Origin of the sequence: Clostridium kluyveri (assembly GCF_001902295.1) — a bacterium.
GTDB lineage: Bacteria > Bacillota > Clostridia > Clostridiales > Clostridiaceae > Clostridium_B > Clostridium_B kluyveri_B.
Genome location: NZ_CP018335.1, coordinates 374,930 through 398,945 on the forward strand (window position 1 = coordinate 374,930; position 24,016 = coordinate 398,945).

Genomic DNA, 24,016 nt, shown 5'->3' on the forward strand with positions numbered 1-24,016 from the left:
TATTATATGATAGTCAGATTCAGGTGGAGGTTAAATAAGGAATATTTTTCTCCTCCCTGAATCCTAGAATTATCTGATAATTGTTAAAAGCATTTTGAATCTTTCTCCAGCTTCAAGTGCATGAGGAATATTAGAAGGCATTATTATGGTTTCACCTGCTTTGACAGTGAAAGTATTATTATCTATTGTAATTTCTGCTACTCCATCTAATATTTGAACCATAGCATCTCCAGAAGTTACGTGAGTGCTTATTCCTTCACCTTTATCCAGTGAGAATAGGGAGATATTCACAGAAGGTGTCTGTGCAATAGTTCTGCTTACAACTTGACCTTCTTGATAGGATATTAGTTCTTTTAAAGTAAGTATTTTTGAAAATGGTATATTTTTAATTAAAGTATTCATTGTTTTCCTCCTGCTATAATTTTGATTTATTATTTATAGTATAAACCCAGCAGGTCTGAGAGTATGTAATATATGTTACCAACTTTAAAGGTGGATTAAAAATTTTTATTCAGTGTAAAATACCATACTTAACCGTCAGTTAAATTCACCTAGCAGTTATCCTATTTGAAAATAAATTTGAAATTCAATTTACAAGTGGCAAAAATATGATAAAATGTGGTTATCATTTCATATTAATAAAAGCTTATGAGTTTACAAATACAAGGTGGTAGTAAAAAATGACAATTCAAGTTTATTTGGTTTTTATTTTAACCTTTATTATTTACATGATAGGAACATTGGCATATTCTGCAAGAATTGTAGGAGTAAGAACAGGGAGAATTGCGGTATCTTTTGCCGTATTTAATGTATTTGTACTGATACAGAGAACGGCCAATACTGTACAGGCACCTTTACTTGCAAAAACTATTGAGAATGGTATAAATTCAGGACAATCTGCCGGTTTAATACATATCTTTAGATGGGTAATCTTTTCTATTACATTAGCTACAATAGCAGGTGCAATTTTAATGCCTACTTTTATAAAAATATTCAACAAATTAGTTATATCATTTAGTGTTTACAGATCTCTGCCTAGATTAATGATGCATGCATTTTCAAAGTCGGGAATCGAACAATTTAAAAATAGTATTTCAATCCCTAAAAGAGAAAACCTATCTGAACTTAAAAATTTTAACAAAACTCCTAAAAAAGTGATTTTATTAAATATGATTTCATTTTCAGTATCAAGTATAAGTGTTTTGTCAGCTTTGTATGCAGGATGTCTTAGTCCAGATTTGAGAACTACATGCAGCACTTTATCAGCGGTGATTAATAGTATTTCAACAATATTTATGGTTATGTTTATTGATCCCTATTTATCTATGATGACAGATGATGTAATAAGGGGAGAATCTACAGAACTGGAGTTTAATCGTTGTATAATTTTTATTGTAGGAGGTTTAATTGCGGGAAGTATACTTTCCCAATTTTTATTAGTACCTGCTTCAAAGTTAATAGTAATTATTGCAAGGCTTATTTAATTTTTCTAATTCTAGGAGGCTCCCTATGTATTTTTATAGCATAATGTTATTTTCATTGGCTTTTATATTAGTAGGATTTTATGCTTTCCTACATAAAAGAATTAATGTTTCAGGTGTAAGGCCGTTTATTATATGTGTTTTGTTAGTTGCTGTATGGAATAGTACATATTCTATGGAACTATTAAGTTATACACTGAAAGCAAAAGTCATATGGTTTGTAATAAGAATGGCGTTTATATTATATATTCCTGCATTCTGGCTGATGATAACGCTGGAGCTAACAGATAGGCGGAATTTTAAAAGTTGGAAAAATAGTCTTCTTGTCATTATGCCCACCATTTCAGCTTTTCTCATTTTAACCTCTTCCTACAATAATTGGTTTATATATAATTTTTATCTTGAACCCAGTTATGGATATAAAGTTCTGCGATTTGCTACAGGTTCTTGGTTTTGGGTTAATGCAGCTTATAATTATCTTCTCAATACAGTTAATATAGGATTATTAATGCAAGCTGTATTTTCAAAACAATATATTTGGAAAAAGCAGGCCATCATCATGATTATTGGAATGCTTATACCGATTATTAGTAATATTATGCTAGTGGGAAATTTAGGGTTCAATAAGAATTTGGATTTTACTCCTATTTCGTTTTTACTTTCATTGTTAGTAACTGCTTTTGGAATGTTTAAGTATAGGTTTATGGATATTGTTCCTGTTGCTCAAGAATATGCTTTTGATGATATGAATGAACTGATGATAATACTTAATCAAAGTAAAAAGATTGTAGATATGAATAAGAAGGCACTGAAAATGTTCAATACTTCTATTCCAGAAGTAATTGGAACACCAATACATAAAGTTATACAGGATATTACAAAGTATGATTTTTCTAATCCACATAATTCTGCGGTGAAGATTGGTTTAAATTATAAATTTGCAGAGAAAGAGTTTTATTATTATGGTTCCATTAATGTAGTTAAAGGGAGTAGATGCAATATAGTTGGCTATTTAATATTATTGGAGGATATAACAGAATTGACAATTACCCAGCAGAAGTTAGAAAAAGCAAATGAAGAATTGTGGAAATTGAATCAAGAACTTTATAATAAATCCATTAAAGATGGTTTAACTGAAATGTATAACAAAAAACATATTATTATGTTATTGGGGAAAAATCTTCAAAAAGCAATAAAAAATAAGATACCTCTTATAATAGCTATATTTGACATTGATTATTTTAAACGACTTAATGATAATTATGGACATTTAGTTGGAGATAGTGTACTTAAAAAAGTAGCGGAATTAATTAGAGCAGAGTTAGGAGACAATGGAACAGTAGGAAGATTTGGAGGGGAAGAGTTCCTGATATTTATGCCCAATGTAGAATTAAATGCTGGTGGCAAATTATGCGATAAAATCAGATTTACCATAAGTAATTACAAGTTTGAATATGATAGGGTAACTGTTACTATTAGTGCAGGTGTATCACAATTGAAATCAGATGATGATATTAATTCGTTAATAAAAAGAGCAGATGATTGCTTATATAAAGCAAAAGCAAATGGAAGAAATAAAATTGAATTGGAAGAACAATAACACACCATTAATAAAATTTATCTGCATATGGTATAATATGAGTATTTAGAAAGTAAAATTTACTTTTAAAAGGTGATTATTATATGGAAGTAACAGATAAGCTTATGAAACAAATTGATGAAATGAGGTATCTTACAGCAGAAAATGCCTGGAGATACAGAAGTATTTTAAGGTTCTTCTATCTGCAATATGAAAAAATGAAATACTGGATGTATAAAGAAGAGGTATTTGAAGAACTGAAAAAACACGATAAATTTAAGGATTATACCATGGAAGCCTGCCGTCAGGATTTGGATGTGCTTATATCATGGAAAAACCTTGCTGCAATCCAGGATACTGCAAAGGTTACTACAGTGGAGGAATTTAAAAACAAGCAATTCAGGTATGAACTTTCTGAATACAGTGTGGAAATTGAAAGACTGACTATAAAGCTTGAGAATCTGTTTGTGGAAAGTGCTTCCCTTGAACCATCACTTCTTGAGAGAATAAAAGAACATATTGAAAAACTCACTGAAATGGTGTCTAAAAATGAAAAAGAAGTGGGAAATTGGTGGGGTTCTCTAAACAGTGACTTTAAAAGATTGAATCAAAATTATCAGGACTATATAAGAGATTTGTATGGCATTAAGGCAGATGAACTTATGAAGACCAGAGAATTTATCATATTCAAAGATAAATTCATAGATTACTTGAGAGATTTTATAAAAAGTCTTCAATATAATTCATCCCATATAGAGTACCTTCTTGGAAACTTAGATAAGGATCAGGTAAATGAGGTACTTCAAAAGGTTTTAATATATGAAAAGTCTATACCTAGAATTGATATGAAAGTAACGGATGATATGCTAAAAGATAATATCTACGGGCGTTGGGGAAGTCTGTATAATTGGTTTATCGCACCTGCAGGCAGAGAAAGTGAAGCAGAAAAACTTCTTAATATAACAAATGAAATAATAAGAAAAATAACACGATTTGCATCACAAATAGCAGAAAGTAGAAATAATGCCTCTAACAGGAGAGAAGAGTACAGAAAACTTTGCAGTATGTTTTTAAAATGTCAAAACATGGAAGAGGCCCATAAACTCTCGGCAGTAAGTTTTGGGATTTTTAGTATGAGACATATTAAAGCACATACAAATAGAATTACCGAAAGTATAAACAGTGGGATTTTTGAAGAAGAGCCCTATATAAAAAAAATTAATCCTAGAATTCGCAGTTATAGGGAAAAATTGGAGAGAAATGCTATAGTAGACAATGAACAAAAGAAAAAGACTATGCTTCAAAGAATAATGAAGAAAAGAGAAGAGGAGAAAAATATTATGGAGGGTTATGTGAAAGATGGATGCATAGAATTTTCCGCACTTCCTAAAATACCTTCAAGTGTCAGAATAACTCTTCTTAGATGGCTCAGTAAAGGAATAAATAGTTCTGACGGCAGAGGTAAAACTGAAGATGGCATAAAATATATAGTGGAGATACCAGAAGATGAGAAGGAAAAATGTACCCTGAATTGCGACGATGGTAGCCTTATAATGCCTTCTTATATTATAAGGTTTGAAAGGTAGAATTTAAATGAATGATCTTAAAATATTGCTTGAAAATTATTGGATAGGGAAAGATAAAAATAAGGAATTATATTACAGGGTAAAGGACAGTATACCCAAGTTTAAAAACTTTTTAACAGATAAATTGGGTTATAACCTTGTTGTGAATCCACATTTGATAAAACTTGAAAAATTCCCCGGAAAAGCGGAGAGTTGGATGGGAATTAAAGATTTTGAAAGCACCATGGAATATGCATTTTTGTGCATTCTTATAATGTTCCTTGAGGATAAAGGCCGTGAGGAACAATTTGTTTTATCAGAAATTACCGAATACATACAGGCAAATTATCCGGGAGAGGAGAGTGTGGACTGGACGCTGTATAGACATAGAAAATATCTTATAAAAGTTTTGAGATTTGCCGTTTCAATGGATATGATACTGGTGGATGATGGAGATGAGCAGAATTTTAAAAGCAATATGGAGGCAGAAGTGTTGTATGAAAGTACAGGGCTTTCAAGATATTTTGCAAGGAACTTTCCCATGAATATATTAGATTATGATACTTATGAAGATATTGAGAAAGAAGAATGGACCGATATTGAATCAGACAGAGGATTTATAAGAAGACAAAGAGTATATAGAAGACTTGTGATGGGACCTGTAGTATATAATACCGGCTCTGAAGATGTGGACTATAATTACATAAAGAATTACAGAGGCATGATTTCAAACGATATTGAGAAATATTTAGACTGCAATATTCATGTACATAGAAATGGAGCAATGATGGTTATAGATCCCGAAGATAATCTCAAAGATACTTTTCCGGGAAATAGGGCAATAAGTGATGTGGTGATGTTTTTCAATTATTTAATAGTTAATGAAATAAAAGAGGGAAGAATTGAGTTAAAGAGTGATGATACTTCAGTAGTTTCCAAAGCTTATTTTGAAAGCCTGGTGGAAAAGCTTAAACAAAATTATGGTATGGGCTGGAGCAAGGAATACAGGGAAATGAAACAAAGTGATCTGACTGAAGAGATAATATCATACATGAAGGACTTTAACATGATAAATCTTTTGGAGGATGGAAGAGAAATTCAAATACTTCCTCTCTGCGGCAAGGTGGTAGGAATATATCCAGATAGTTTTGTAAAGAAACTGCAAACATAGGAGGGATATTATGGAAGATAACAGGTGGATTATAAATAAGGCGGGACTTTTAAATTTTTGGTACTATGATGAGGAAGAGTTTGATTTTTCAGATGGTAAGCTTCTTTTAAGGGGTTCAAATGGCTCTGGCAAGTCAGTTACCATGCAGAGTTTTATTCCACTTCTTTTAGATGGAAATAAAAGTCCTGAAAGATTAGATCCATTTGGGTCCAAGGCCAGAAAAATAGAAAATTATCTACTTGGCGATGAAGATAGCGGAAAAGATGAATCCATTGGATATATCTATATGGAATTTAAAAAGAGAAAAACAGAAAATTATATGACCATAGGCATGGGATTCAAAGCTTCAAGAGGAAAGGCACTTAAGTCATGGGGCTTTGTTATAAATGATGGAAGAAGAATAGGACAGGATATTTTTCTTTACAAGAAGTCTGGAGGAAAATTGCCTCTTACAGCCAAGGAACTTCAAAATAGGATAGATTCAGGAGGCCAGGTAGTAGAAAGCCAGCACGGATACATGAAACTTGTTAATAACTATCTTTTTGGTTATGACAATATAGATGATTATGATGAACTTATAAAACTTCTGGTTCAGCTCAGAACTCCCAAGCTTTCCAAGGATTTTAAACCTACAGTAAGTTATGAAATAATGGAAAATTCCCTTCAGCAGCTTTCGGAAGATGATTTGAGGCCTATGTCAGAGGCCATAGAGAATATGGATAACATAAAAAGTAGATTGGAAGAAATGAAAGAATCCAGAAAAGCGGTTAATAAAATAAAGTCTGCCTTTGACAAATACAATAGATTCTTCATTCTGGATAAGGCTAAACTTTATATAAAATACAATAAACAATTTCAGGGTATAAAATCTGAAAAGGTAAATTGTGAAAAAGAAAAAGAAAGGGCAAGAGGAGCCCATGAGACTGCGGAAGAAGAACTAAAAAATCTTGATATGGAGAAGAATATATTAGAAGATAAGAAAAGGGAATTGGATAAACATGACAGCATAAAAATAAGAGAAAAAATTGAAAAATTAAAACAGTATATTGAAACTCTAAGTGTACAAAAAACTCAAAAAAATGAAGTACATGAGAAAAAAAGAAGAGATGAAATTACCTTAAATAATAATATAAAAAAATTGGAGGAAGAAAAAGATATAAAGCAGGAAAAAATAGAGGATATATTAGTTGAGATGGATGAAATTTCAAGAGAAATATACTTTGATGAACAGAGTTTTTTTAAAGATGAACTAGAGAGCAATTTAAATAAAAAATATTCCTTTAATTATGTGGAAAATAATCTGGAAAAATACATAAAAGATATAGAAAAGGCACTGGAGGCATTAAAAAAAGAGAGAATAAAGAATATAGAGTATGATAGGGCACTTGAGGAACTTGAAAAAAGCAAACATTACAGAGAAGAAAAGCTTAAGACACTTGAGGAAACAAAAAATCTGCTTATGGAAATAAAAGAGGAATATATTGAGAAATTATATGAATGGAGAAAGAATAGCGTAGAATTTAAATTCTCAGAAGAAGGTATCGTTTCCGCAGCAAGGGCAGTAAACAATTTTGACTATTTAAGTTCTTTTGACGATATAATTACCCTGGTGAGAAATGAATACAATAATTTTGAAAAAGAACTTGGAGGTATGAAATATAAAATTGAGATAGAAGAGGAAAATAGGAAAAAGCTGTTGAAGGAAAAAAATCAGGAAATGGAAATGTGGAAAAATAAAAAAGATCCTGAACCCGAAAGAGAAGAAAAAGTTATTGAAAATAGGAAAAAACTTCAGGAAATGAATATCCCATTTGTACCTCTTTACAAGGCAGTAGATTTTAAAGAGGATGTTCCAGATGAAATAAGAGGTAGGCTGGAAGAATCACTTATGGATATGGGGATTTTAGATGCACTTATCATTCCCAAAAAGTATGAAGATAAAGTTTTAAGTTTCAATTTGAACACTGCTGCAGATAAATATATATTTCCACGTAATAAAAACGAGAAAAATAATATATTGAAATTTCTTAAAGCTGAAAACATTGATTTAGACGGACTTGGTTGTGAAGAGGTTAAGAATGTACTTCAGAGTATATGGGTAGATGAAAATAAAAGTGGAACTTGTGTTAATGAAAAGGGTCAATATTCCATAGGAATTATAAAAGGAAATGTAACTCAATTTTATATGCCCAAATTTATAGGGGCAAGTGCCAGAAATAAATATAGAGAAGATATGATAAATAAGCTTTTAGATGAGATTAAGGAGATAGAAGCACATATTTTAGTCTGTAAAGATGATATAAATAATATTGACTTAAGACTGAAAGTGCTTCAGCAGGAATTTAACAGTATTCCATCTAATAAGGATTTGTCTGAAGCTTTACATCAGCTGAAGGATGCGGATTTTAATTATGAAAAAGCCTGTGAAGATATAGAAAACAAAAATAGTATTGAGAGAAAAATATATGGAGAATTGAAGACTGTTAAAGAAAAAGTATATGAACTTACCTATAAATTAAATATCAAGACCAATGTGGAGAATTATGAAGAAGCCCTTGAAGCTTCACAGGATTACAGGCAAAATTTATTTAAACTTGAAAAAATACACGGTGAATTTCTCCAGGCTCTAGAAAAAATAAAAATTTTCAGGGATAACCTGGAGGATGTTTTGCAGGATATAGATAATATCATATATGATCTATCTTCAATTGAGAGAGAATTAAAAGAATCTTCTATTACCATGGAGAATTCCAGACAACAGCTTGAGCTTTCAGACTATGAATCTGTGAAAAATCAGGTGGAACAATGTATAAGGCTTTTGGGGGAGATACCTAAAAAAATTAAGGACACTGCAAGAAAGAGTGAGAGAGAAAAGAGCATATATGAACAGCAAAATATAAAAATCACAGAAATATCTGGAGAAATAGAAAGACTTGAGAAAATTTCAGGTATATATGAAAAAGCTTTTATGGAAGAGCTTTCACTTGGATATATAAGTAAAAATAAGGATACTAAATCCTTGGAAATGGCTGTAAGTATTGTAAGGGAAATATTAGTGGGAGAGAAAAATTTAAGGGTAAGAGAAGATTATGGGAACCTCCTTTTTCAAAAATTTCAGGAAAATAATCAATATTTAAGGGAATATACTGTAAGAACCGAATATATTTTTTCAGAGGCGCTGGATGATGCGGATGAAGACTTAAATATAGCCAATGCCACAAGAAAACGGGTAGATATAATGGCGAAAGTAAGGGGCAAAGATGTAAGTTTTTATAAATTGGTTGATTTTATAGAAGAGGGTATAAGTGAAAATGAGAAACTCCTTCAAGAAGGGGACAGACAGCTTTTTGAGGATATTCTGGTAAATAACATAAGTAAAAAGATAAGAGCAAGAATATTTCACAGTGAAAAATGGGTGAAGAAAATGAATGAACTTATGGAATCTATGAATACATCCAGTGGATTATCTTTTTCACTTAGATGGAGCAGTAAAAGGGCGGAGACTGAACAGCAGCTGGATACAAGAGAATTGGTAGAACTTTTGAAACAGGATGGAAATTTACTGAAGCCCTCGGATTTGAATAAACTTTCAGAGCATTTCAGATCTAAAATATCAGAAGCACGAAGAATGCTGGAAGATAAAGGACAGAGTCAGACTTTTCACAGCATTATGAGAGAAATACTTGACTATAGAAAATGGTTTGAGTTCAAGCTCTATTATGTGAAAAAAGGAAGCAGCAAAAAGGAACTTACAAACAATGCTTTTTATCAATTCAGCGGAGGGGAAAAAGCCATGGCAATGTATGTACCTCTTTTTTCTGCGGTATATGCAAAATATGAAGGTGCCAGAGGTGACAGCCCTAGAATAATATCACTGGATGAAGCTTTTGCAGGGGTGGATGAGAGAAATATAAGGGATATGTTCAGACTTTTAAACGAACTGGATTTAAATTATATAATAAATTCCCAGATATTATGGGGAGATTATGATACTGTTCCATCTCTTTCTATATGTGAACTTTTAAGACCGGATAATGTGGAATACGTTACAGTTATGAGATATAGATGGAATGGCAGAGTAAAGGAGCTTGTGATGTAATCTTATGGATGAAAAATTATTGGAAGAGTGTGTTGATTATTTTAAAAACAACCCAGGTTTTAAAAGAGCATTTAAAAAGATTGAGGAAAAATATAAATCCCTGGGAGTTTTAGGTGGTACAATAAATTTAGTTAATTTAAGTGACTTTGAGAAAGATGCATTTACAGGATTTTTTAAAAAAAACTACTATAAAAAAGAAGCCTCCATTAAAGTTGAAAATTTTGTTAAAGCATTAGGTGATACAAAATTCTCCGGTGTGGATTTTAAAATTGTACTGGAGAAATATTTTAATCACAAGTTCTATTCAAAAAAAGAAGAAAAAACTCAGTATGATGAGAAAAGATACTTGTTTTATAAAGGTATCATGGATGAATTACATGCATCACGAGGAAAACAGTGGCTCTCAATTATACTTGAAAGTGATGGAAGTGGAACAAGGTTTATAAATCAAAAATATCATGAAGACAGGGAGAATTTAAAGTATAACTTAAAAGCTGTATGCAGGGCGGTTGATATAATATCTTTTAACAGAGACAATTTAATCAGGCTTGCAGTTCTGGCATCTAGAGTAACAAAAAATCCTCACTTTTTTGACAATGATAAGGATGCAGGGAAACTCCTTGTATTTGCAATAATATTTTTTAAAAAGGTACCCTACCCTAAAAATGCAGAGGGTCTTTCAGAGTTAATGTACAGTGCAGGAATAATAAGAGATGAGGTTTCAAATTACACGCTCTGCAGTGGTATGTTGGCATACTCTGAAAAAAATGAAATACACAGGGGATGGCAGGGATTCTATAATAGTGGGGAACCCATACAGGTATCACTTTTTAATATAAGCAGAACCACAAGAATTGTAAGTCCCTGCAAAAAAGTGTATGTATTTGAAAATCCTACTGTTTTCACCGAGATACTTAATAGAACCCTTGAAATTAAGCCTTCTCTTATGTGCACTTTCGGTAATTTTAAACTGGCCTCTCTTATTCTAATGGACAAATTGGTGGAAAGTGGTGCTCTTATATACTATTCGGGGGATATGGACCCGGAAGGCATAATTATGGCAGATAAATTAAATCTCAGGTACGGAAAAAAGCTAATTCTATGGAGATACGATATAGAGGATTACAAGAATATAATATCAGATGTGGAGCTTGGTGAAATGAGAATAAAAAAATTACAACTGGTGGAGAGCCCCAAGCTAAAAAAAATATGTGAAACTATAATAAATTACAAACGTGCAGCTTATCAAGAATTATTGATAGATAAATATGAAGAAGATATCAGAAAAGCGGAGATCCTCTTCAAGGATTTAAAGTGATTTCTGCTTTTATTGTGGAGAAACTTACAATTGTCTTAAGTACTTATAATATGTTTGATTATTTTATGTTTGAAATAATATTAGGATATGTAATTATTGAAAGTTTTTATAGAAGTAATGAATAGTATATTTTAAAAATAAAATGCATTTAATTGATGTGTTTTATTTTTTTTGTCCTTATGTGGCATTATAATCAAATACATGTGAGAGCAGTGTATTATTGCTGTTTTTACTTTTTCATTAATTTAAATATTTCTATATAATTTTGTGAAATATTAATCATATTATTCGTATTAATTAGTGATAGGATAAACTGAAAGGAGCTAAAAATGAAAATTAATGACGAAAATTTTTTATTAGAACTTAAGAAAAAAAATCCTATAGCTTTAGAATACATAATTAATACTTACTGCAATTTAGTTTTTAAAATCGTAATGAATGTACTTGGAAAGGATAATTATGAAAATGCAAAAGAATGTATTAATGATGTATACCTTTTAATATGGAATAAAAGCCATTTATATAATCCTGAAAAATCTTCATTCAAAAATTGGCTTTTAGCTGTAAGTAAATATAAGGCTATAGACTATAAAAGAAGTTTGGTCAAACAGGACAACCTTCAAATAGAAGAACAAATATTAATTTCTAAAACTGATGTTGAAAATGAGTATATATCTAAAGAAAAGAAAGAAATATTGATAAAGCTTCTGCAATGTGAGCATGAGCTGGACAGAGAATTGTTTATACGAAAATACATTTTAGATGAAGATATGGGCAGCTTATGTAAAAACTTTAATTTATCAAGAGGAGCTGTTTACAATAGATTATGGCGTACTAAAAATTCACTTATAAGAAAGTTAAATATTTCAAATGAAGTGGAGGAATTAAAATGAAATTAAATTTAAATGAAGATGATATTTTAATGCTTTTGAATGATATTAATATAAAGGAAAATGAATTTAGCAATGATGAGCTCAATGAAATTGAAAAGAAAAGAATCTGTAAAAATATTATTAGTAAAGTAAATTCTAAGAGAACTAAAAGTAAAAGAAATTTTATTGCAGCAGCGGTTATTTTGTTGATAAGTATTCCAATATTCATATCACAAAAAGATGTTTTAGCTAATATGATAGAAAAACTCACTGTCATATCTGGCATTGGAGAAGTAAAGATTTCTTCAGATACCCCAAAAATTCTTAAAAACAGCCTTAAAAAAGGCAATATAACTTTAGCTAATATGTATGTAGACAAAAGTAAAATTGTAGTTACTTTAACCATTGAACCAGAAGAACTTAAACCCTCTTATTATATTATTAGAGACGAATATGGTAATTCCTATGAACTTAATAGGAGTGATAATCTTGCCATGATGCCAGATAATCACATAGGTTCATATAGAGCAGAATACAATGGTAAAGTAAAAAAAGCTAATAGTTATACTTTAAGTATTATAGATAATGATAAAAAATTTACTAAGGCAACTTTTAAACTGAAAAATTCCGATTTTAAAGAAGCCCCTAAATCAAATATATTATATACTGCAGTTAATGGAATAACTACATTAAACGTGACTTCATTAAAAAGAGAGGGTAATATTTTAAAAGTAGATTACTATTTTACAGATAACTTACCAGACTTTAAACGTAAAAAAATAGATAAAGTTAATTGGGGAACCTTTGAAGAAGGAAAACAGTGGGGATGCAAAGAACCAATTAGTACAGAATCTATAAACAACAGTTCTATACAAAATTCCTATATTATAATTTCTGATGAATATAATAACGCAGTATATGGACATAACAATACTAATTATTTAGATCAGGGAAATGAATCTCTATTTGATTTAAGCAAACTCACCGGCAAAAAGTTAAAATTAACTGTTCCAAAGGCAGTATATCATATTCAAAATGATTACTTGGGTAAAAATAATGATTTTAAGATAGAATTAGATGTTCCTAAATCAGGAAAAAGTATTTTAAATAAAACTGGTGAGTATAAGGGAATTAAGTATAAAATCATTAGTATTGAGCGTTTATCAGATGACAGCGTAGAATTAATTTATAATTATATAAATGACAGCAGTGCAAAATTACAAATTTGGAATATTTACTTTGCAAGCATCACTATAGGTGGAAATGGAAGTAACTATTATAGCCGATATAATGATAGTATTAAACATATTCTTAAAGATGAAAAAGTAATAGGTGATAAATTACAATTAAACGAAATTGATGCATCCTTTTCTTCAATTGGTCCTTTTGAAATAGAAGTAGATCCATCAATAATTAAGTAGTTTCTATACTCATAGTTAATCCATATTTTATATAATAGATTTTAAAAAGTCTGTAAAGAGAGAATCTCTTTCATGGTTCATGTGTTATACACAAGTTATGAAAGGGGTTCTTTCTTTTTTCATCAATATATTAATCTATAATTGACTTTAATAAGTGGTATGAAAAAATAAAAATAAATTGTATAATATTTGATTAAAAGATGATTCAAAAAACTTTTGTAGAATTATAGATATAGACGATGATCAAAAGAGATAATTGAATATGCTGTGATAGAGTACCATTAAACATATATTAGATAATAAAAGCTAAATGAAAGGATGATATCAGATATGATTAAATTTAAAGAGTTAATTAAGCCTATAATACAAAATCCTTTAAAGTATACTGAAAGAGCATTAAGGGATATAAAAAGAACCCATCATAATGATGAGAGGCTCAGGCAGATACTTTTAAATCCAAAAAAAGTAGATATTTATGGTAAAAATACTTTTATAATTCAAGGGAGGAAGACAGCAAAAATGAAAGTTGAGATTATTGAAGGTAAGTATTTGTTAGTGCATTGGTTTGAGTATAATAAAACACTTATTATCTAAAGTGGATTGACAGTATAGTTTGTTTAAAAAGCCGAAAGAGGTCACCGTATTTTTAGAAGTTAAGAGAATTAAAGCATAGGTAACTAATTTATCCACAATATATTGAAAATATTTGAATTTGAAAAAATAAACCTGTGTAGGAAAATGAGGTTTTATATTTATGAAAATAAACAGATTATTGGCAATTATAGTTATGCTTTTAAATAGAGATAAAATATCTGCTGTGGAGTTATCACAAAAATTTGAGGTTTCCATAAGAACCATTTATAGGGATATAGATGCAATCAATATGGCAGGAATTCCGATAGCTTCAAAACAAGGAAATAATGGGGGATTCTATATCTTAGAAAACTATAAAATAAATCATCAATTCCTCACACTGGAGGATATGATCTCCATAGTGGAAGCTTTGAAAAATATAAATGGGGTATTAAATAATAAAAATGTAGAAATTGCCATGGAAAAGATGAAGAATATAATACCGTCTAATAAGAAAAGTGAAGTTGACCTGCACTTCAAGCAAGTTTTTATAGATACACTGCCCTGGGGGTTTAAAAAATCTGAAAATGAAAATATTAAATACAAAGTTATATATAAAGCACTAAAGGAAAATAAGTGTATAAGTTTTAACTACAGAAATTCAAGGGGAGAGTATATTTTAAGAGAGACGGAACCTGTTACTCTTGTATTTAAAGGATTCTCCTGGTATATTTTTTCCTTTTGTCTTTTGAAAGGGGATTACAGAATATTTAAACTCACTAGAATGGATGGATTGGAGATTTTAAATAGGGAAGTTTCAAGAGAAAGAATTTCCTATGGAGAATATATAAGCAGTAAAAGTACGGAAAAAAGTCCTGTAAGACTTTTACTTAAGTTTTCAGAAGAAATCAGATATAGGATACAGGATTATTTCCATGAAGAGGAGATGACATTTCTTGAAGATGGCAGTGTTATAGTAAATACGGAAGTTATAGAAGATGGCTGGGTATATTCTATGGTGTTGAGTTATGGTGAATATGTGGAAGTGCTTGCCCCAAAACATATAAGAGAAATTATAAGAAAAAAGTGCAAAAAAATAATTGATATGTATAAATAAATTCAAACATGACATAATGATGGCAAAGTTCTTCTATATAATGTAGATATCAAATATGAAAGGGGAAATATATTATGGAAGAGAAATATTGTCAGAGTTGTGGAATGCCTTTAAGTGAGGAATTTTATGCCAGTGAATCAGATAATAAGAAAAACTATGAATACTGCATGTACTGCTATGAAAATGGAAGTTTTAAACAGCCGAATTTAACTATGGAAGAAATGATTGAGGTTTGTATTCCTTTCATGAAAGAAAAAGGAATGGGAGAAAAGGAAGCAAGATCTCTTATGAAAAATGTTCTTCCAAATTTAAAAAGATGGAAAAAACAGTAGAATATTTTGAACTTTATGATAAAAGATACAATGATAATGAAAACCCCGAAGTGGATATATATGTGGCAGTAAAATAATTTAAGAGAAGGATATTTTGATACAGAATAGTATTTACATAAAATAGATATGTAAAAAATATTTCATATATCTATTGACATTAACGCTGCGTATAAGTTTATAGTTGAATTGTCAGGAGGTATAGTTATGGAATATACAGTGCAGAAGTTGGCTCTTATGTCAGGTGTCAGTGCACGGACACTCAGGTATTACGATGAAATTGGAATTTTAAAGCCTGCCAGAATAAATTCATCAGGTTACCGTATATATGGGGAAAAAGAAGTGGATAGACTTCAGCAAATACTTTTTTACAGGGAATTCGGAATAAAATTGGATAATATTAAAAGTATTATGGATTCTCCTTATTTTGACAGAGCGAAGGCACTTAAAAAGCATCATAATAAACTTCTTGAAAAGAGAATGCAGTTGGATCTATTGATTTCAAATGTGGAGAAAACAATTGAATCCATGGAGGGGAGAATTAAAATGAATGATAGTGAGAAATTTCAAGGATTTAAAGAAAAGCTCATTTATGATAATGAAAAAAAATACGGAGGAGAAATCAGAAACAAATATGGAAATGATGTGGTGGATAGCTCAAATAACAGGTTAAAAAATATGACCCAGGAAGAATATGAAGAAGTTACTAATCTTGAAAAGGAAATCCTTGAGACTCTGGATAAAGCTTATAAAACAGGTGATGCTTCAGGAGAGTTGGCTCAAAAGGCTGCAAAGCTTCATGCTAAGTGGATAAGTTTTTACTGGGGAAATTATAATAAAAAAGCTCATGCATCCCTTGCACAAATGTATGTGGAAGATAGTAGGTTTAAGGCGTATTATGATAGAAAGCAGTCTGGAACGGCAGAGTTTTTAAGAGATGCAATTTTGATCTATACAGGAATAAAAAAATAGCATTAATTTAATAAGAGCATTCAATACCTATTTGAGTTGAGTGCTCTTATGGTGTTGATATATATGGCTAAATTATATAGTCCAATTTATGATTTGGCAAGATCAACGTTTAATGAAAATATGATTATCTGCCATCCCATAAATATTTTTTCATATCTATATGTCCATCTTTTTTTAGAATGATTCCCTCTGATTTTAAAAGAGCTCTTTGAATGTCAGAGCTTCCAAATACATAATCTGGAGACAGTTCACCGGATTTTTTCACAACTCTGTGACAAGGGAGATGGGAAGGAGCTTTTTTCATTGCCCACCCAACTATTCGGGCACTTCTGGGTTCTCCCAGCATGGAGGCTATTTGACCGTAGGTAGCTACTTTGCCTCCGGGTATTCTGCCAACTAGGTCATAAACTTTTGAGAAAAAATTTTTGACCAACTTAAAACACCTCCTGAAAATATCAATGAATATTATACACTATTTTTAAAATAAAAAGATTTGTTGTCTATGGCCCGCATTGTAGCAAGTATACCGTCTAAGTGGTCATATTCGTGTTGTATCAGTTCTGAAAGATCACCTTCAAATTTTATGGAATTTTCTTCGAAATTCATATCCTTATAGGTTACCGTACAATTTTTAAAGCGCTTTACTTTCACCAAAAGGTTGGGAAAAGACATACAGTCATCCATTACTTCCATCATTTCTTTATTGGGAAAGGTAAGTATGGGATTAATGAAAATCAAAGGTTCGTCAATGTACATATATATAAGCCTTTTGAATACACCAATTTGAGGTGCGGCAATTGCCCTGCCTGCATTGTATTTTTTACGGAAATCAATTAAAGTATCATGTAAATTAGAAACGGTTTGTTTTATTAAATCTATGTCTTTTTCTTGCACTTGTGAACTTTTCCTATATAGATCATAATTTCCAAGAAGCAATATTTCTTTTATCATAAATATAAAACCTCCTACTGTATAATATTTCTTTTATATAATTTTACTACATAAGTATAGTTAAAAAAAGATTGCTATAAGTATTTGGGGCTTTGTAGTTTATGATAAAATTAAAACATATGATGTATATGACTTAATTTTATCATTTTAGGAGGTAGTATATTTATATATGTATAAAATAATGATAATTGAAGATGATAGGGCACTTTCAGATAATATTATGGAAATGTTGATTAAATGGGATTTTAATGTGTATGGAGTAAGAGATTATTCCAATATTCTCTCTGAATTTATTGAAAATAAACCCCATTTAGTTGTTATGGATATTAACTTACCTTATTTTGATGGGTTTTATTGGTGTAATAAAATCAGAGAAATTTCCCAATGTCCCATTATATTTCTTTCTTCAAGAGATAGCAATATGGATATTATTATGGCTGTAAATATGGGGGCAGATGATTACATAACAAAACCTTTTTCTATGGATGTTTTAATTGCAAAAATAAGTGCACTTATAAGAAGGACTTATTCATATGGGGAAGGAGCTTCTGAATTATTAGAGTGTAATAGGGCTATATTGAATTTGACATATAAAACACTTTCGTATAATGAAAGAAAAATTGAACTTACAAAAAATGAATTTAAAATTATGCTGCTTTTAATGAAAAATAATGGAAAAACTATATCAAGAGAGAGAATAATGAGAACACTTTGGGATGATGACAATTTTATAAGTGATAATACCCTTACAGTAAATATTAATAGACTCCGTATGAGATTGAGAGATATAGGGCTCTATGATTTTATAAAAACAAAAAAAGGACGTGGGTATGAAATATCATGAATAAATTAACTTATATGAAAAATTCAGTTTTTAAAATGATATATTTTATCTGTATTTTTGCTGTGATAAATTTAATATTATACAGTAGTAAGCCCGTTGGTGCATCATTTTATGATATAGTTTATATGGATTTTTTAATTATAGCTATATCAGTATTTTTTATGTTTATTGATTACAAAAGATGGAAATGCAATTATAAAGAAGTATATGAATCTGTAACTGGTGGAAAGGAAATAAACTTAAGTATATTAAGAGGAAATCATGTTTTTGAAGTTTGGCTTATAAAGGAAATTCTAAAAATTAAGGATAGAGAGAAAAATGAAAAGGTTCAGGAAGTAAAATATAATTTAGATGAAATCAATGATTACATGACAAAATGGATTCACGAAGTAAAGATCCCCTTATCTGTGTGTGAACTTATTTTAGATAAAATGGAGGAGACAGATATATCTGAACAGCTGAGACTTGAAATGGATAGAATAAAATTTCTTATAAACCAGGTACTTTATATAAGTAGAGCTTCAAGCCTTTCAGAGGATCTCCAGGTGGGTGAAATTAATATTGCCCGGATCATTAAAGCAGTAGTGAAAAAAAATGCATCATTTTTTATAGCAAAGAAAATAAATTTAAATTTTGAAAATGTTGATTTTAATGTAATAACGGATGAAAAATGGATTTCCTATATTATAGATCAAATTATAAATAATAGCTGTAAATATATGTATGAGGGTGGAAGAATAGATATATGGGGAGAAGAAAATGATAAGGAGGTAAAACTTCACATTAAAGATAATGGAATAGGCATAGAAGAAAAGGATATAAGGAGAATATTTGACAAAGGTTTTACGGGAGAAAATGGAAGACAATTTGGCAAATCTACAGGAATGGGTCTGTATCTTTCAAAAAAAATAATAGATAAGTTAAATCATCAATTAAAAGTTGAATCTCAAGTTGGCAGCGGAACAGAATTTATTATATATTTTTACAAACTATCGGATTATTTTAATGTTAATACATAAATAATTTCAAATGTAGTACCTCTTAAATCTTTCCTACAAGATCGAGACTTGGCTTAAGGGTTGAAGATCCTTCCTTCCATTTGGCAGGGCAAACTTCACCTGAATTGTTTCTAACATATTGTGCTGCTTTTATTTTGCTGACAACAGTGTTGGCATCTCTGCCTATGCTGCCAGCGTTGATTTCTACAGCCTGAATTATACCATCTGGATCAATGATAAAAGTACCACGGTTAGCGAGACCCTGTTCTTCAATGAGTACATCAAAGTTTCTGGTTAATGTTTGGGAAGGGTCCCCAATCATAGTGTAAGTGATTTTATTTATAGTTTGTGAACTGTCATGCCATGCCTTATGTGTATAATGAGTATCTGTGGAAACAGAGTATACTTCAGCCCCAAGGCTCTTTAGCGTTTCATAATTGTTTTGCAAATCTTCAAGTTCAGTTGGGCACACAAAGCTAAAATCTGCTGGGTAGAAGCAAACTACGCTCCATTTCCCCTTGAAATCTGCCTCGGTGACGTCTATAAATTTTCCATTGTGATAAGCGGATGCTTTGAAAGGTTTTACTTCAGTTCCAATCAATGACATGATAATTACCTCCTAAAATTTAAATTTAATATCATATAAGCTCTTTTATATATTGTGTAGATGAAAATAATAATCATTATCTTATGGTATTAATTATTATATATCTTTACGAAAAAGTCAAGAGGTTATGAAAAATTTTTTTATAAATTTTTTTACAAAGTGATTAAAGATTGGTAAAATTCTACTGTAAAAGCTATTCAAAGTTTGTTATGTTACATAAATGTAAGGTTAAAAGGGAAAATGTAAGTTAAATTGGATGGAAACCTGCAAAGTCAAGAGATAAAATAACACTGAGCTTTAAAAAAGGAGGATTTTTTATATGGGTATAGTTATAGAAACAAAAAATTTAAAAAAGGTTTACGGTTCAAAATCTATGTCTTTTACTGCTTTAGCTGGAATTGATTTGCAGGTTGAAGAAGGGGAATTTCTTGGCATAATGGGGCCTTCAGGAGCAGGGAAGACTACTTTGCTGAATATTATTTCTACAATTGATAATCTAACTAGTGGAAGTTATTTTTTTCAGGGAGAGGATATGTCGAAGTTTAAAGGTAAAGCGCTGGCAAGTTTTAGAAAGAATAAAATAGGTTTTATATTTCAGGATTTTAACCTTTTGGATAATATGTCAGTTCAGGATAATATAGCTCTTCCACTTGCACTTGGGAAGGTTAAATACAGTGAAATAACAAGGAAAGTAAATGAGATATCGGATTTTTTGGGACTTAAGGAACATCTAAATAAATATCCCTATCAGCTTTCTGGGGGACAAAAGCAAAGAGTTGCAGCGGCAAGGGCGCTTATGACAACACCTTCTGTGATATTTGCAGATGAACCTACGGGTTCTCTGGATTCAAAGTCTGCGGCAGAGCTTCTAGGATGTCTTACAGATATGAATATAAAATATAAAACAACTATAATAATGGTAACACATGATGCCTTTGCTGCCAGCTATTGCAGAAGAATAATGTTTATAAAAGACGGAAAAATTCATGCAAAACTGGATAAAAACAAGGATAGAAAGGAATTTTTCCATAGGATTATGGATATGGTTTCCTCCATGAGTAGCGGTATAGATTATTATGTACAGGATGATAAGAGGAGGGATTATTAATGAATTCTCTCAATATGGCTTTTGATAATTTCAGGAGAAATATAAAAGTTTATGGGCTTTATGTAATGTCAATGATTTTTTCTGTACTTATATATTATAATTTTATTGCTTTAAAATATAATCCAGATTTTGAAAAGGCAAAAGAAGTTACACAGTACATTAAGGGAACCTCCACAGCAGTATCATATCTGCTTCTTTTATTCATTATATTCTTTGTGTGGTTTTCAAGTTCATTCTTTCTAAATCAAAGAAAAAGGGAAATAGGGATCTATGCTTTTATGGGTGTTACAAACTCTGAAATTGCCCTTATATATTCTATAGAATTTATTTTTATAGGAATTACAGCAATTGTATTAGGGTTATTTCTCGGAATTATATTTTGCAAGCTGTTTCTTATGATGTTGGCTAAAGTTGCCATAATGAACATGAAAATAAGGTTTTTTATATCCTATAAGGCAATAGCTGAAACAGCTGTTACATTCTTTATAATCTTTTTTGTAAATTCAATTTTAGGTTATATAAATATAATAAGGACTAAGCTTATTGATCTTTTGAATGCATCTAAAAAGGAGGAAAGCTATCCAAAAGTAAGCTATATAAAGGGCATATTGTCTTTGGTATTTATAGCTATGGGATACTATTTTGCAAGAAAAGCAGCAGGTGGTGTAGGCAATTTTATGGAAAATTTGCCCCTGGCTATTATATTTGTAGTGATAGGGACTTATTGGCTGTTTGGAGCGGCGTATTCTGTACTAATGAAGTTTATAATAAATCAAAAGAAAATACTTTACCGGGGGATAAATATAGTAAGTATATCTAACATTGCTTTCAGAATAAAAAACAATTATAGGACTCTAGCAGCAGTAGCCATTTTAGTAACTGTAACGCTGACTTCCTATGGGACTGTGGCATCTCTTAAGTATTTTGTTAAAATAAGAGATTCTATACAGGCTCCCTATGAAATTTCATATATTTTAGAGGACAATAACAAAGTAAAATCTGAAGTAAAGGACAAGTTAAGAGAAGGTGGCAAAGATATAATTCTTGATGAAAATATAAAATTTCTTATTTTAAAACCACATATAGAAAACCAAACTGAGTTTAAAATGAAAGATTCTGATACGGCGGTAGTAAGATATTCTGATTTTATAAAGATAAGTAGAGATTTAGAGGTAAAAAAGTTAAGGAAAATAGAAAAAGAAAAACTTTTAAAAGGAGAAGCTTTTTATGTGCAAACACCCACAGTGGTAATGAGCCTTATGAATTTTGAAAAGGTAAAAGCATATATAGATGGAAAAAGTTATTTTATAAAGAAAACCTATAAAACCCCTTTGTTTGGCAATGGTATGCCTACAGAATGTCTTATATTAAATGACGAGGATTATAACCTGCTGAGAAGTAAAAATAAGGAATATGATTTTACTGGATTGAAAATAAATAATGTAAATGATATAAAAACAACAGCTGAAAAATTAAAATCTATTGATGCAATTAAAAATACCCTGTATGTCACTGTAAGCAAAGATGTTACAAGTTACAGCACCTTTGGAATAATCTACTTTCTTGGTGCCTTTTTAGCTCTTGTATTTATAATAGCTACGGGAAGTATAATATATTTCAAGCTTGTAAGTGAAGCTTATATAGACAAAGAAAAATACAGCATTTTGAAGAGAATTGGAATGACTTATAAAGAAATATACGGTGCTTCTGCAAGGCAGATAGGTATTTCATATTTGTTTCCTCTCATAGTTGGAATAATTCACAGCTGTGTGGCAATGTCTGTATTAAGTAATCTTATGAGCTACAATATAATAGTGCCTGCAATTTTAAGTATAATAATCTTTATTTTTGTATATGGCATTTATTTTGCTGCAACCACCAAAAAGTATTTAAACATAGTATTATCAAAATGAATTATCTTTTTGGGTTTTTGTCTGTAAGGTGGTATTATAAAAATAACGGTTTTATATTTTTTCAAGCAGACAAAAGAAGCAGCGGATATTGATTCCAGTAAAAGGAAGTGATGAGGTTAAAGTGAAAGTTGATAGAGAAGACAGACTATTTAGTTGTAATAATATGACTGTGATAGAAAGATGTGAAGATTTTACTGTATATAGAATAAAAGATGTTACAGGAGAAGGTATTATGACCTGTCACAAGGTATTTCAAGGTATTGATCTCATATATAATGACTTTCATATGCTGAATTGCTTTTCAGAGTTTGTACCAAAAGTGGAGATGATAGGGATTGATCACTGCAGGGAAGGGAGAATTGAGTGGGAATTTGAGGATAACTCTTATATGTATTTGGGAGAGGGAGATCTTCAAATTAATTCCAGAGATAATCATAACATGGGATTTGGATTTCCTTTAAGTCATTATCATGGAATTACTGTGGCAGTATATGTTGAAGAAGCAGTAAAAACATTATCTACTATTTTAGATGGATTTTCTGTGGAACTCTTTGCATTACGAAAAAAATTCTGTAGTAAAAAGAAACCTTTTATTATGCGTGCCGAGGATTCTATAGAGCATATTTTTTCTGAATTGTATACTATTCCTGACAAAGTGAGGAAAAACTATTTTAAGATTAAGGTTTTAGAGCTTCTATTGTTTTTAAGCATACTGGATGTTCCGTTAAACGGAGAAGAAAGGCCATATTTCCCCAGAAAACAAGTTGAAAAGGTAAAGTTAGTGATGAAGTATATAACTAGAAATGTAGATAAACATATTACATTGAAGGAATTGTCTCTAAAGTTTAATATGCCCATTACCTCCTTGAAACTTTGTTTTAAAGGTGTTTATGGTACTTCACCTTATTCATATATGCGCTATTATCGTATGCATGTTGCGGCATCAATGCTCCGTGGCAGTGATGAAAGTATTGCTGATATTGCAGGAAAGGTAGGTTATGATAATTCCAGTAAATTTTCAGCAGCTTTCAAGTCAGTTAAGGGAATGTGTCCCTATAAATATAGAAAATCTTTTGTCTGAATGGGGTTAAAATGGTT

The 24,016-nt window shown here is 30.6% G+C and carries 21 protein-coding genes; 17 read left to right on the forward strand and 4 right to left on the reverse strand.

The window, feature by feature from the left end; translation table 11 throughout:
* Positions 1-69: 69 nt before the first annotated feature.
* Entirely contained in the window at positions 70-402 is a 333-nt protein-coding gene (locus BS101_RS02150; RefSeq protein ID WP_073537324.1) for a cupin domain-containing protein, read from the reverse strand.
* A 278-nt stretch (positions 403-680) separates the two neighbouring features.
* Here BS101_RS02150 and BS101_RS02155 point away from each other — a divergent pair, with 278 nt between their 5' ends.
* The 12 genes from BS101_RS02155 to BS101_RS02210 all read left to right on the forward strand — a co-directional run bounded on the left by BS101_RS02155 (position 681) and on the right by BS101_RS02210 (position 16,497).
* On the forward strand, positions 681-1,484 hold the full coding sequence (locus BS101_RS02155) for a lipid II flippase Amj family protein (protein ID WP_073537325.1): 804 nt from the start codon (positions 681-683) through the stop codon (positions 1,482-1,484).
* 25 nt (positions 1,485-1,509) lie between these two features.
* A complete protein-coding gene (locus tag BS101_RS02160) occupies positions 1,510-3,081 on the forward strand; it encodes a histidine kinase N-terminal 7TM domain-containing diguanylate cyclase (protein ID WP_073537326.1) in 1,572 nt (523 codons plus the stop codon).
* An 83-nt stretch (positions 3,082-3,164) separates the two neighbouring features.
* Positions 3,165-4,646, forward strand: coding sequence for a TIGR02677 family protein (locus tag BS101_RS02165; protein WP_073537327.1), 1,482 nt, complete (start codon positions 3,165-3,167; stop codon positions 4,644-4,646).
* 7 nt (positions 4,647-4,653) lie between these two features.
* Entirely contained in the window at positions 4,654-5,796 is a 1,143-nt protein-coding gene (locus BS101_RS02170) for a TIGR02678 family protein (RefSeq protein WP_073537328.1), read from the forward strand.
* A gap of 10 nt (positions 5,797-5,806) precedes the next feature.
* Complete coding sequence (locus BS101_RS02175) at positions 5,807-9,895, forward strand: TIGR02680 family protein (RefSeq protein WP_073537329.1); 4,089 nt, start codon at positions 5,807-5,809, stop codon at positions 9,893-9,895.
* Between the two features lie 4 nt (positions 9,896-9,899).
* Complete coding sequence (locus BS101_RS02180; protein ID WP_073537330.1) at positions 9,900-11,213, forward strand: TIGR02679 domain-containing protein; 1,314 nt, start codon at positions 9,900-9,902, stop codon at positions 11,211-11,213.
* A 329-nt stretch (positions 11,214-11,542) separates the two neighbouring features.
* Positions 11,543-12,106, forward strand: coding sequence for a sigma-70 family RNA polymerase sigma factor (locus BS101_RS02185; protein ID WP_073537331.1), 564 nt, complete (start codon positions 11,543-11,545; stop codon positions 12,104-12,106).
* The gene (locus BS101_RS02190; protein WP_073537332.1) at positions 12,103-13,506 is read left to right on the forward strand and encodes a hypothetical protein; all 1,404 of its coding nucleotides are present in this window, start codon (positions 12,103-12,105) and stop codon (positions 13,504-13,506) included. Before BS101_RS02185 ends, BS101_RS02190 begins: the two co-directional genes overlap by 4 nt.
* 330 nt (positions 13,507-13,836) lie before the next feature.
* A complete protein-coding gene (locus BS101_RS02195; protein ID WP_073537333.1) occupies positions 13,837-14,100 on the forward strand; it encodes a hypothetical protein in 264 nt (87 codons plus the stop codon).
* Positions 14,101-14,260: 160 nt separating this feature from the next.
* On the forward strand, positions 14,261-15,196 hold the full coding sequence (locus BS101_RS02200) for a helix-turn-helix transcriptional regulator (protein ID WP_073537334.1): 936 nt from the start codon (positions 14,261-14,263) through the stop codon (positions 15,194-15,196).
* Positions 15,197-15,270: 74 nt separating this feature from the next.
* Complete coding sequence (locus tag BS101_RS02205; protein ID WP_073537335.1) at positions 15,271-15,528, forward strand: zinc ribbon domain-containing protein; 258 nt, start codon at positions 15,271-15,273, stop codon at positions 15,526-15,528.
* A gap of 204 nt (positions 15,529-15,732) precedes the next feature.
* Positions 15,733-16,497 (forward strand): MerR family transcriptional regulator, encoded by a 765-nt coding sequence (locus BS101_RS02210; protein ID WP_073537336.1) that lies wholly within the window; start codon positions 15,733-15,735, stop codon positions 16,495-16,497.
* Between the two features lie 124 nt (positions 16,498-16,621).
* Here the strand turns inward: BS101_RS02210 and BS101_RS02215 are convergent, their stop codons facing one another.
* Together BS101_RS02215 and BS101_RS02220 are read right to left on the reverse strand one after the other, a co-directional pair.
* A complete protein-coding gene (locus BS101_RS02215; RefSeq protein WP_073537337.1) occupies positions 16,622-16,930 on the reverse strand; it encodes an MGMT family protein in 309 nt (102 codons plus the stop codon).
* A 32-nt stretch (positions 16,931-16,962) separates the two neighbouring features.
* On the reverse strand, positions 16,963-17,448 hold the full coding sequence (locus BS101_RS02220) for a peptide deformylase (protein ID WP_073537338.1): 486 nt from the start codon (positions 17,446-17,448) through the stop codon (positions 16,963-16,965).
* 169 nt (positions 17,449-17,617) lie between these two features.
* On the opposite strand from BS101_RS02220, the gene BS101_RS02225 reads away from it, so the two are divergent.
* Together BS101_RS02225 and BS101_RS02230 are read left to right on the forward strand one after the other, a co-directional pair.
* A complete protein-coding gene (locus BS101_RS02225) occupies positions 17,618-18,292 on the forward strand; it encodes a response regulator transcription factor (RefSeq protein WP_073537339.1) in 675 nt (224 codons plus the stop codon).
* Between the two features lie 14 nt (positions 18,293-18,306).
* Complete coding sequence (locus BS101_RS02230) at positions 18,307-19,311, forward strand: sensor histidine kinase (protein WP_242951370.1); 1,005 nt, start codon at positions 18,307-18,309, stop codon at positions 19,309-19,311.
* 22 nt (positions 19,312-19,333) lie between these two features.
* Here the strand turns inward: BS101_RS02230 and ahpC are convergent, their stop codons facing one another.
* Complete coding sequence (gene ahpC / locus BS101_RS02235) at positions 19,334-19,897, reverse strand: alkyl hydroperoxide reductase subunit C (RefSeq protein ID WP_073537341.1); 564 nt, start codon at positions 19,895-19,897, stop codon at positions 19,334-19,336.
* Positions 19,898-20,216: 319 nt separating this feature from the next.
* Here ahpC and BS101_RS02240 point away from each other — a divergent pair, with 319 nt between their 5' ends.
* From BS101_RS02240 to BS101_RS02250, 3 genes are all read left to right on the forward strand, one after another.
* Entirely contained in the window at positions 20,217-21,005 is a 789-nt protein-coding gene (locus BS101_RS02240) for an ABC transporter ATP-binding protein (protein ID WP_073537342.1), read from the forward strand.
* The gene (locus BS101_RS02245) at positions 21,005-22,918 is read left to right on the forward strand and encodes an FtsX-like permease family protein (RefSeq protein ID WP_073537343.1); all 1,914 of its coding nucleotides are present in this window, start codon (positions 21,005-21,007) and stop codon (positions 22,916-22,918) included. The genes BS101_RS02240 and BS101_RS02245 overlap by 1 nt, the downstream gene beginning before the upstream one ends.
* Before the next feature lie 163 nt (positions 22,919-23,081).
* Positions 23,082-23,999 carry a helix-turn-helix domain-containing protein gene (locus tag BS101_RS02250; RefSeq protein WP_198039592.1) on the forward strand — a complete coding sequence of 306 codons (918 nt, stop codon included), beginning with the start codon at positions 23,082-23,084 and terminating at the stop codon, positions 23,997-23,999.
* Positions 24,000-24,016: the final 17 nt, after the last annotated feature.

Coding starts and splice junctions, on each gene's coding strand:
- BS101_RS02150 (WP_073537324.1), bottom strand. CDS start 402: ATGAATACTTTAATTAAAAATATACCATTTTCAAAAATACTTACTTTA.
- BS101_RS02155 (WP_073537325.1), top strand. CDS start 681: ATGACAATTCAAGTTTATTTGGTTTTTATTTTAACCTTTATTATTTAC.
- BS101_RS02160 (WP_073537326.1), top strand. CDS start 1,510: ATGTATTTTTATAGCATAATGTTATTTTCATTGGCTTTTATATTAGTA.
- BS101_RS02165 (WP_073537327.1), top strand. CDS start 3,165: ATGGAAGTAACAGATAAGCTTATGAAACAAATTGATGAAATGAGGTAT.
- BS101_RS02170 (WP_073537328.1), top strand. CDS start 4,654: ATGAATGATCTTAAAATATTGCTTGAAAATTATTGGATAGGGAAAGAT.
- BS101_RS02175 (WP_073537329.1), top strand. CDS start 5,807: ATGGAAGATAACAGGTGGATTATAAATAAGGCGGGACTTTTAAATTTT.
- BS101_RS02180 (WP_073537330.1), top strand. CDS start 9,900: ATGGATGAAAAATTATTGGAAGAGTGTGTTGATTATTTTAAAAACAAC.
- BS101_RS02185 (WP_073537331.1), top strand. CDS start 11,543: ATGAAAATTAATGACGAAAATTTTTTATTAGAACTTAAGAAAAAAAAT.
- BS101_RS02190 (WP_073537332.1), top strand. CDS start 12,103: ATGAAATTAAATTTAAATGAAGATGATATTTTAATGCTTTTGAATGAT.
- BS101_RS02195 (WP_073537333.1), top strand. CDS start 13,837: ATGATTAAATTTAAAGAGTTAATTAAGCCTATAATACAAAATCCTTTA.
- BS101_RS02200 (WP_073537334.1), top strand. CDS start 14,261: ATGAAAATAAACAGATTATTGGCAATTATAGTTATGCTTTTAAATAGA.
- BS101_RS02205 (WP_073537335.1), top strand. CDS start 15,271: ATGGAAGAGAAATATTGTCAGAGTTGTGGAATGCCTTTAAGTGAGGAA.
- BS101_RS02210 (WP_073537336.1), top strand. CDS start 15,733: ATGGAATATACAGTGCAGAAGTTGGCTCTTATGTCAGGTGTCAGTGCA.
- BS101_RS02220 (WP_073537338.1), bottom strand. CDS start 17,448: ATGATAAAAGAAATATTGCTTCTTGGAAATTATGATCTATATAGGAAA.
- BS101_RS02225 (WP_073537339.1), top strand. CDS start 17,618: ATGTATAAAATAATGATAATTGAAGATGATAGGGCACTTTCAGATAAT.
- BS101_RS02230 (WP_242951370.1), top strand. CDS start 18,307: ATGAAAAATTCAGTTTTTAAAATGATATATTTTATCTGTATTTTTGCT.
- ahpC (WP_073537341.1), bottom strand. CDS start 19,897: ATGTCATTGATTGGAACTGAAGTAAAACCTTTCAAAGCATCCGCTTAT.
- BS101_RS02240 (WP_073537342.1), top strand. CDS start 20,217: ATGGGTATAGTTATAGAAACAAAAAATTTAAAAAAGGTTTACGGTTCA.
- BS101_RS02245 (WP_073537343.1), top strand. CDS start 21,005: ATGAATTCTCTCAATATGGCTTTTGATAATTTCAGGAGAAATATAAAA.
- BS101_RS02250 (WP_198039592.1), top strand. CDS start 23,082: ATGACTGTGATAGAAAGATGTGAAGATTTTACTGTATATAGAATAAAA.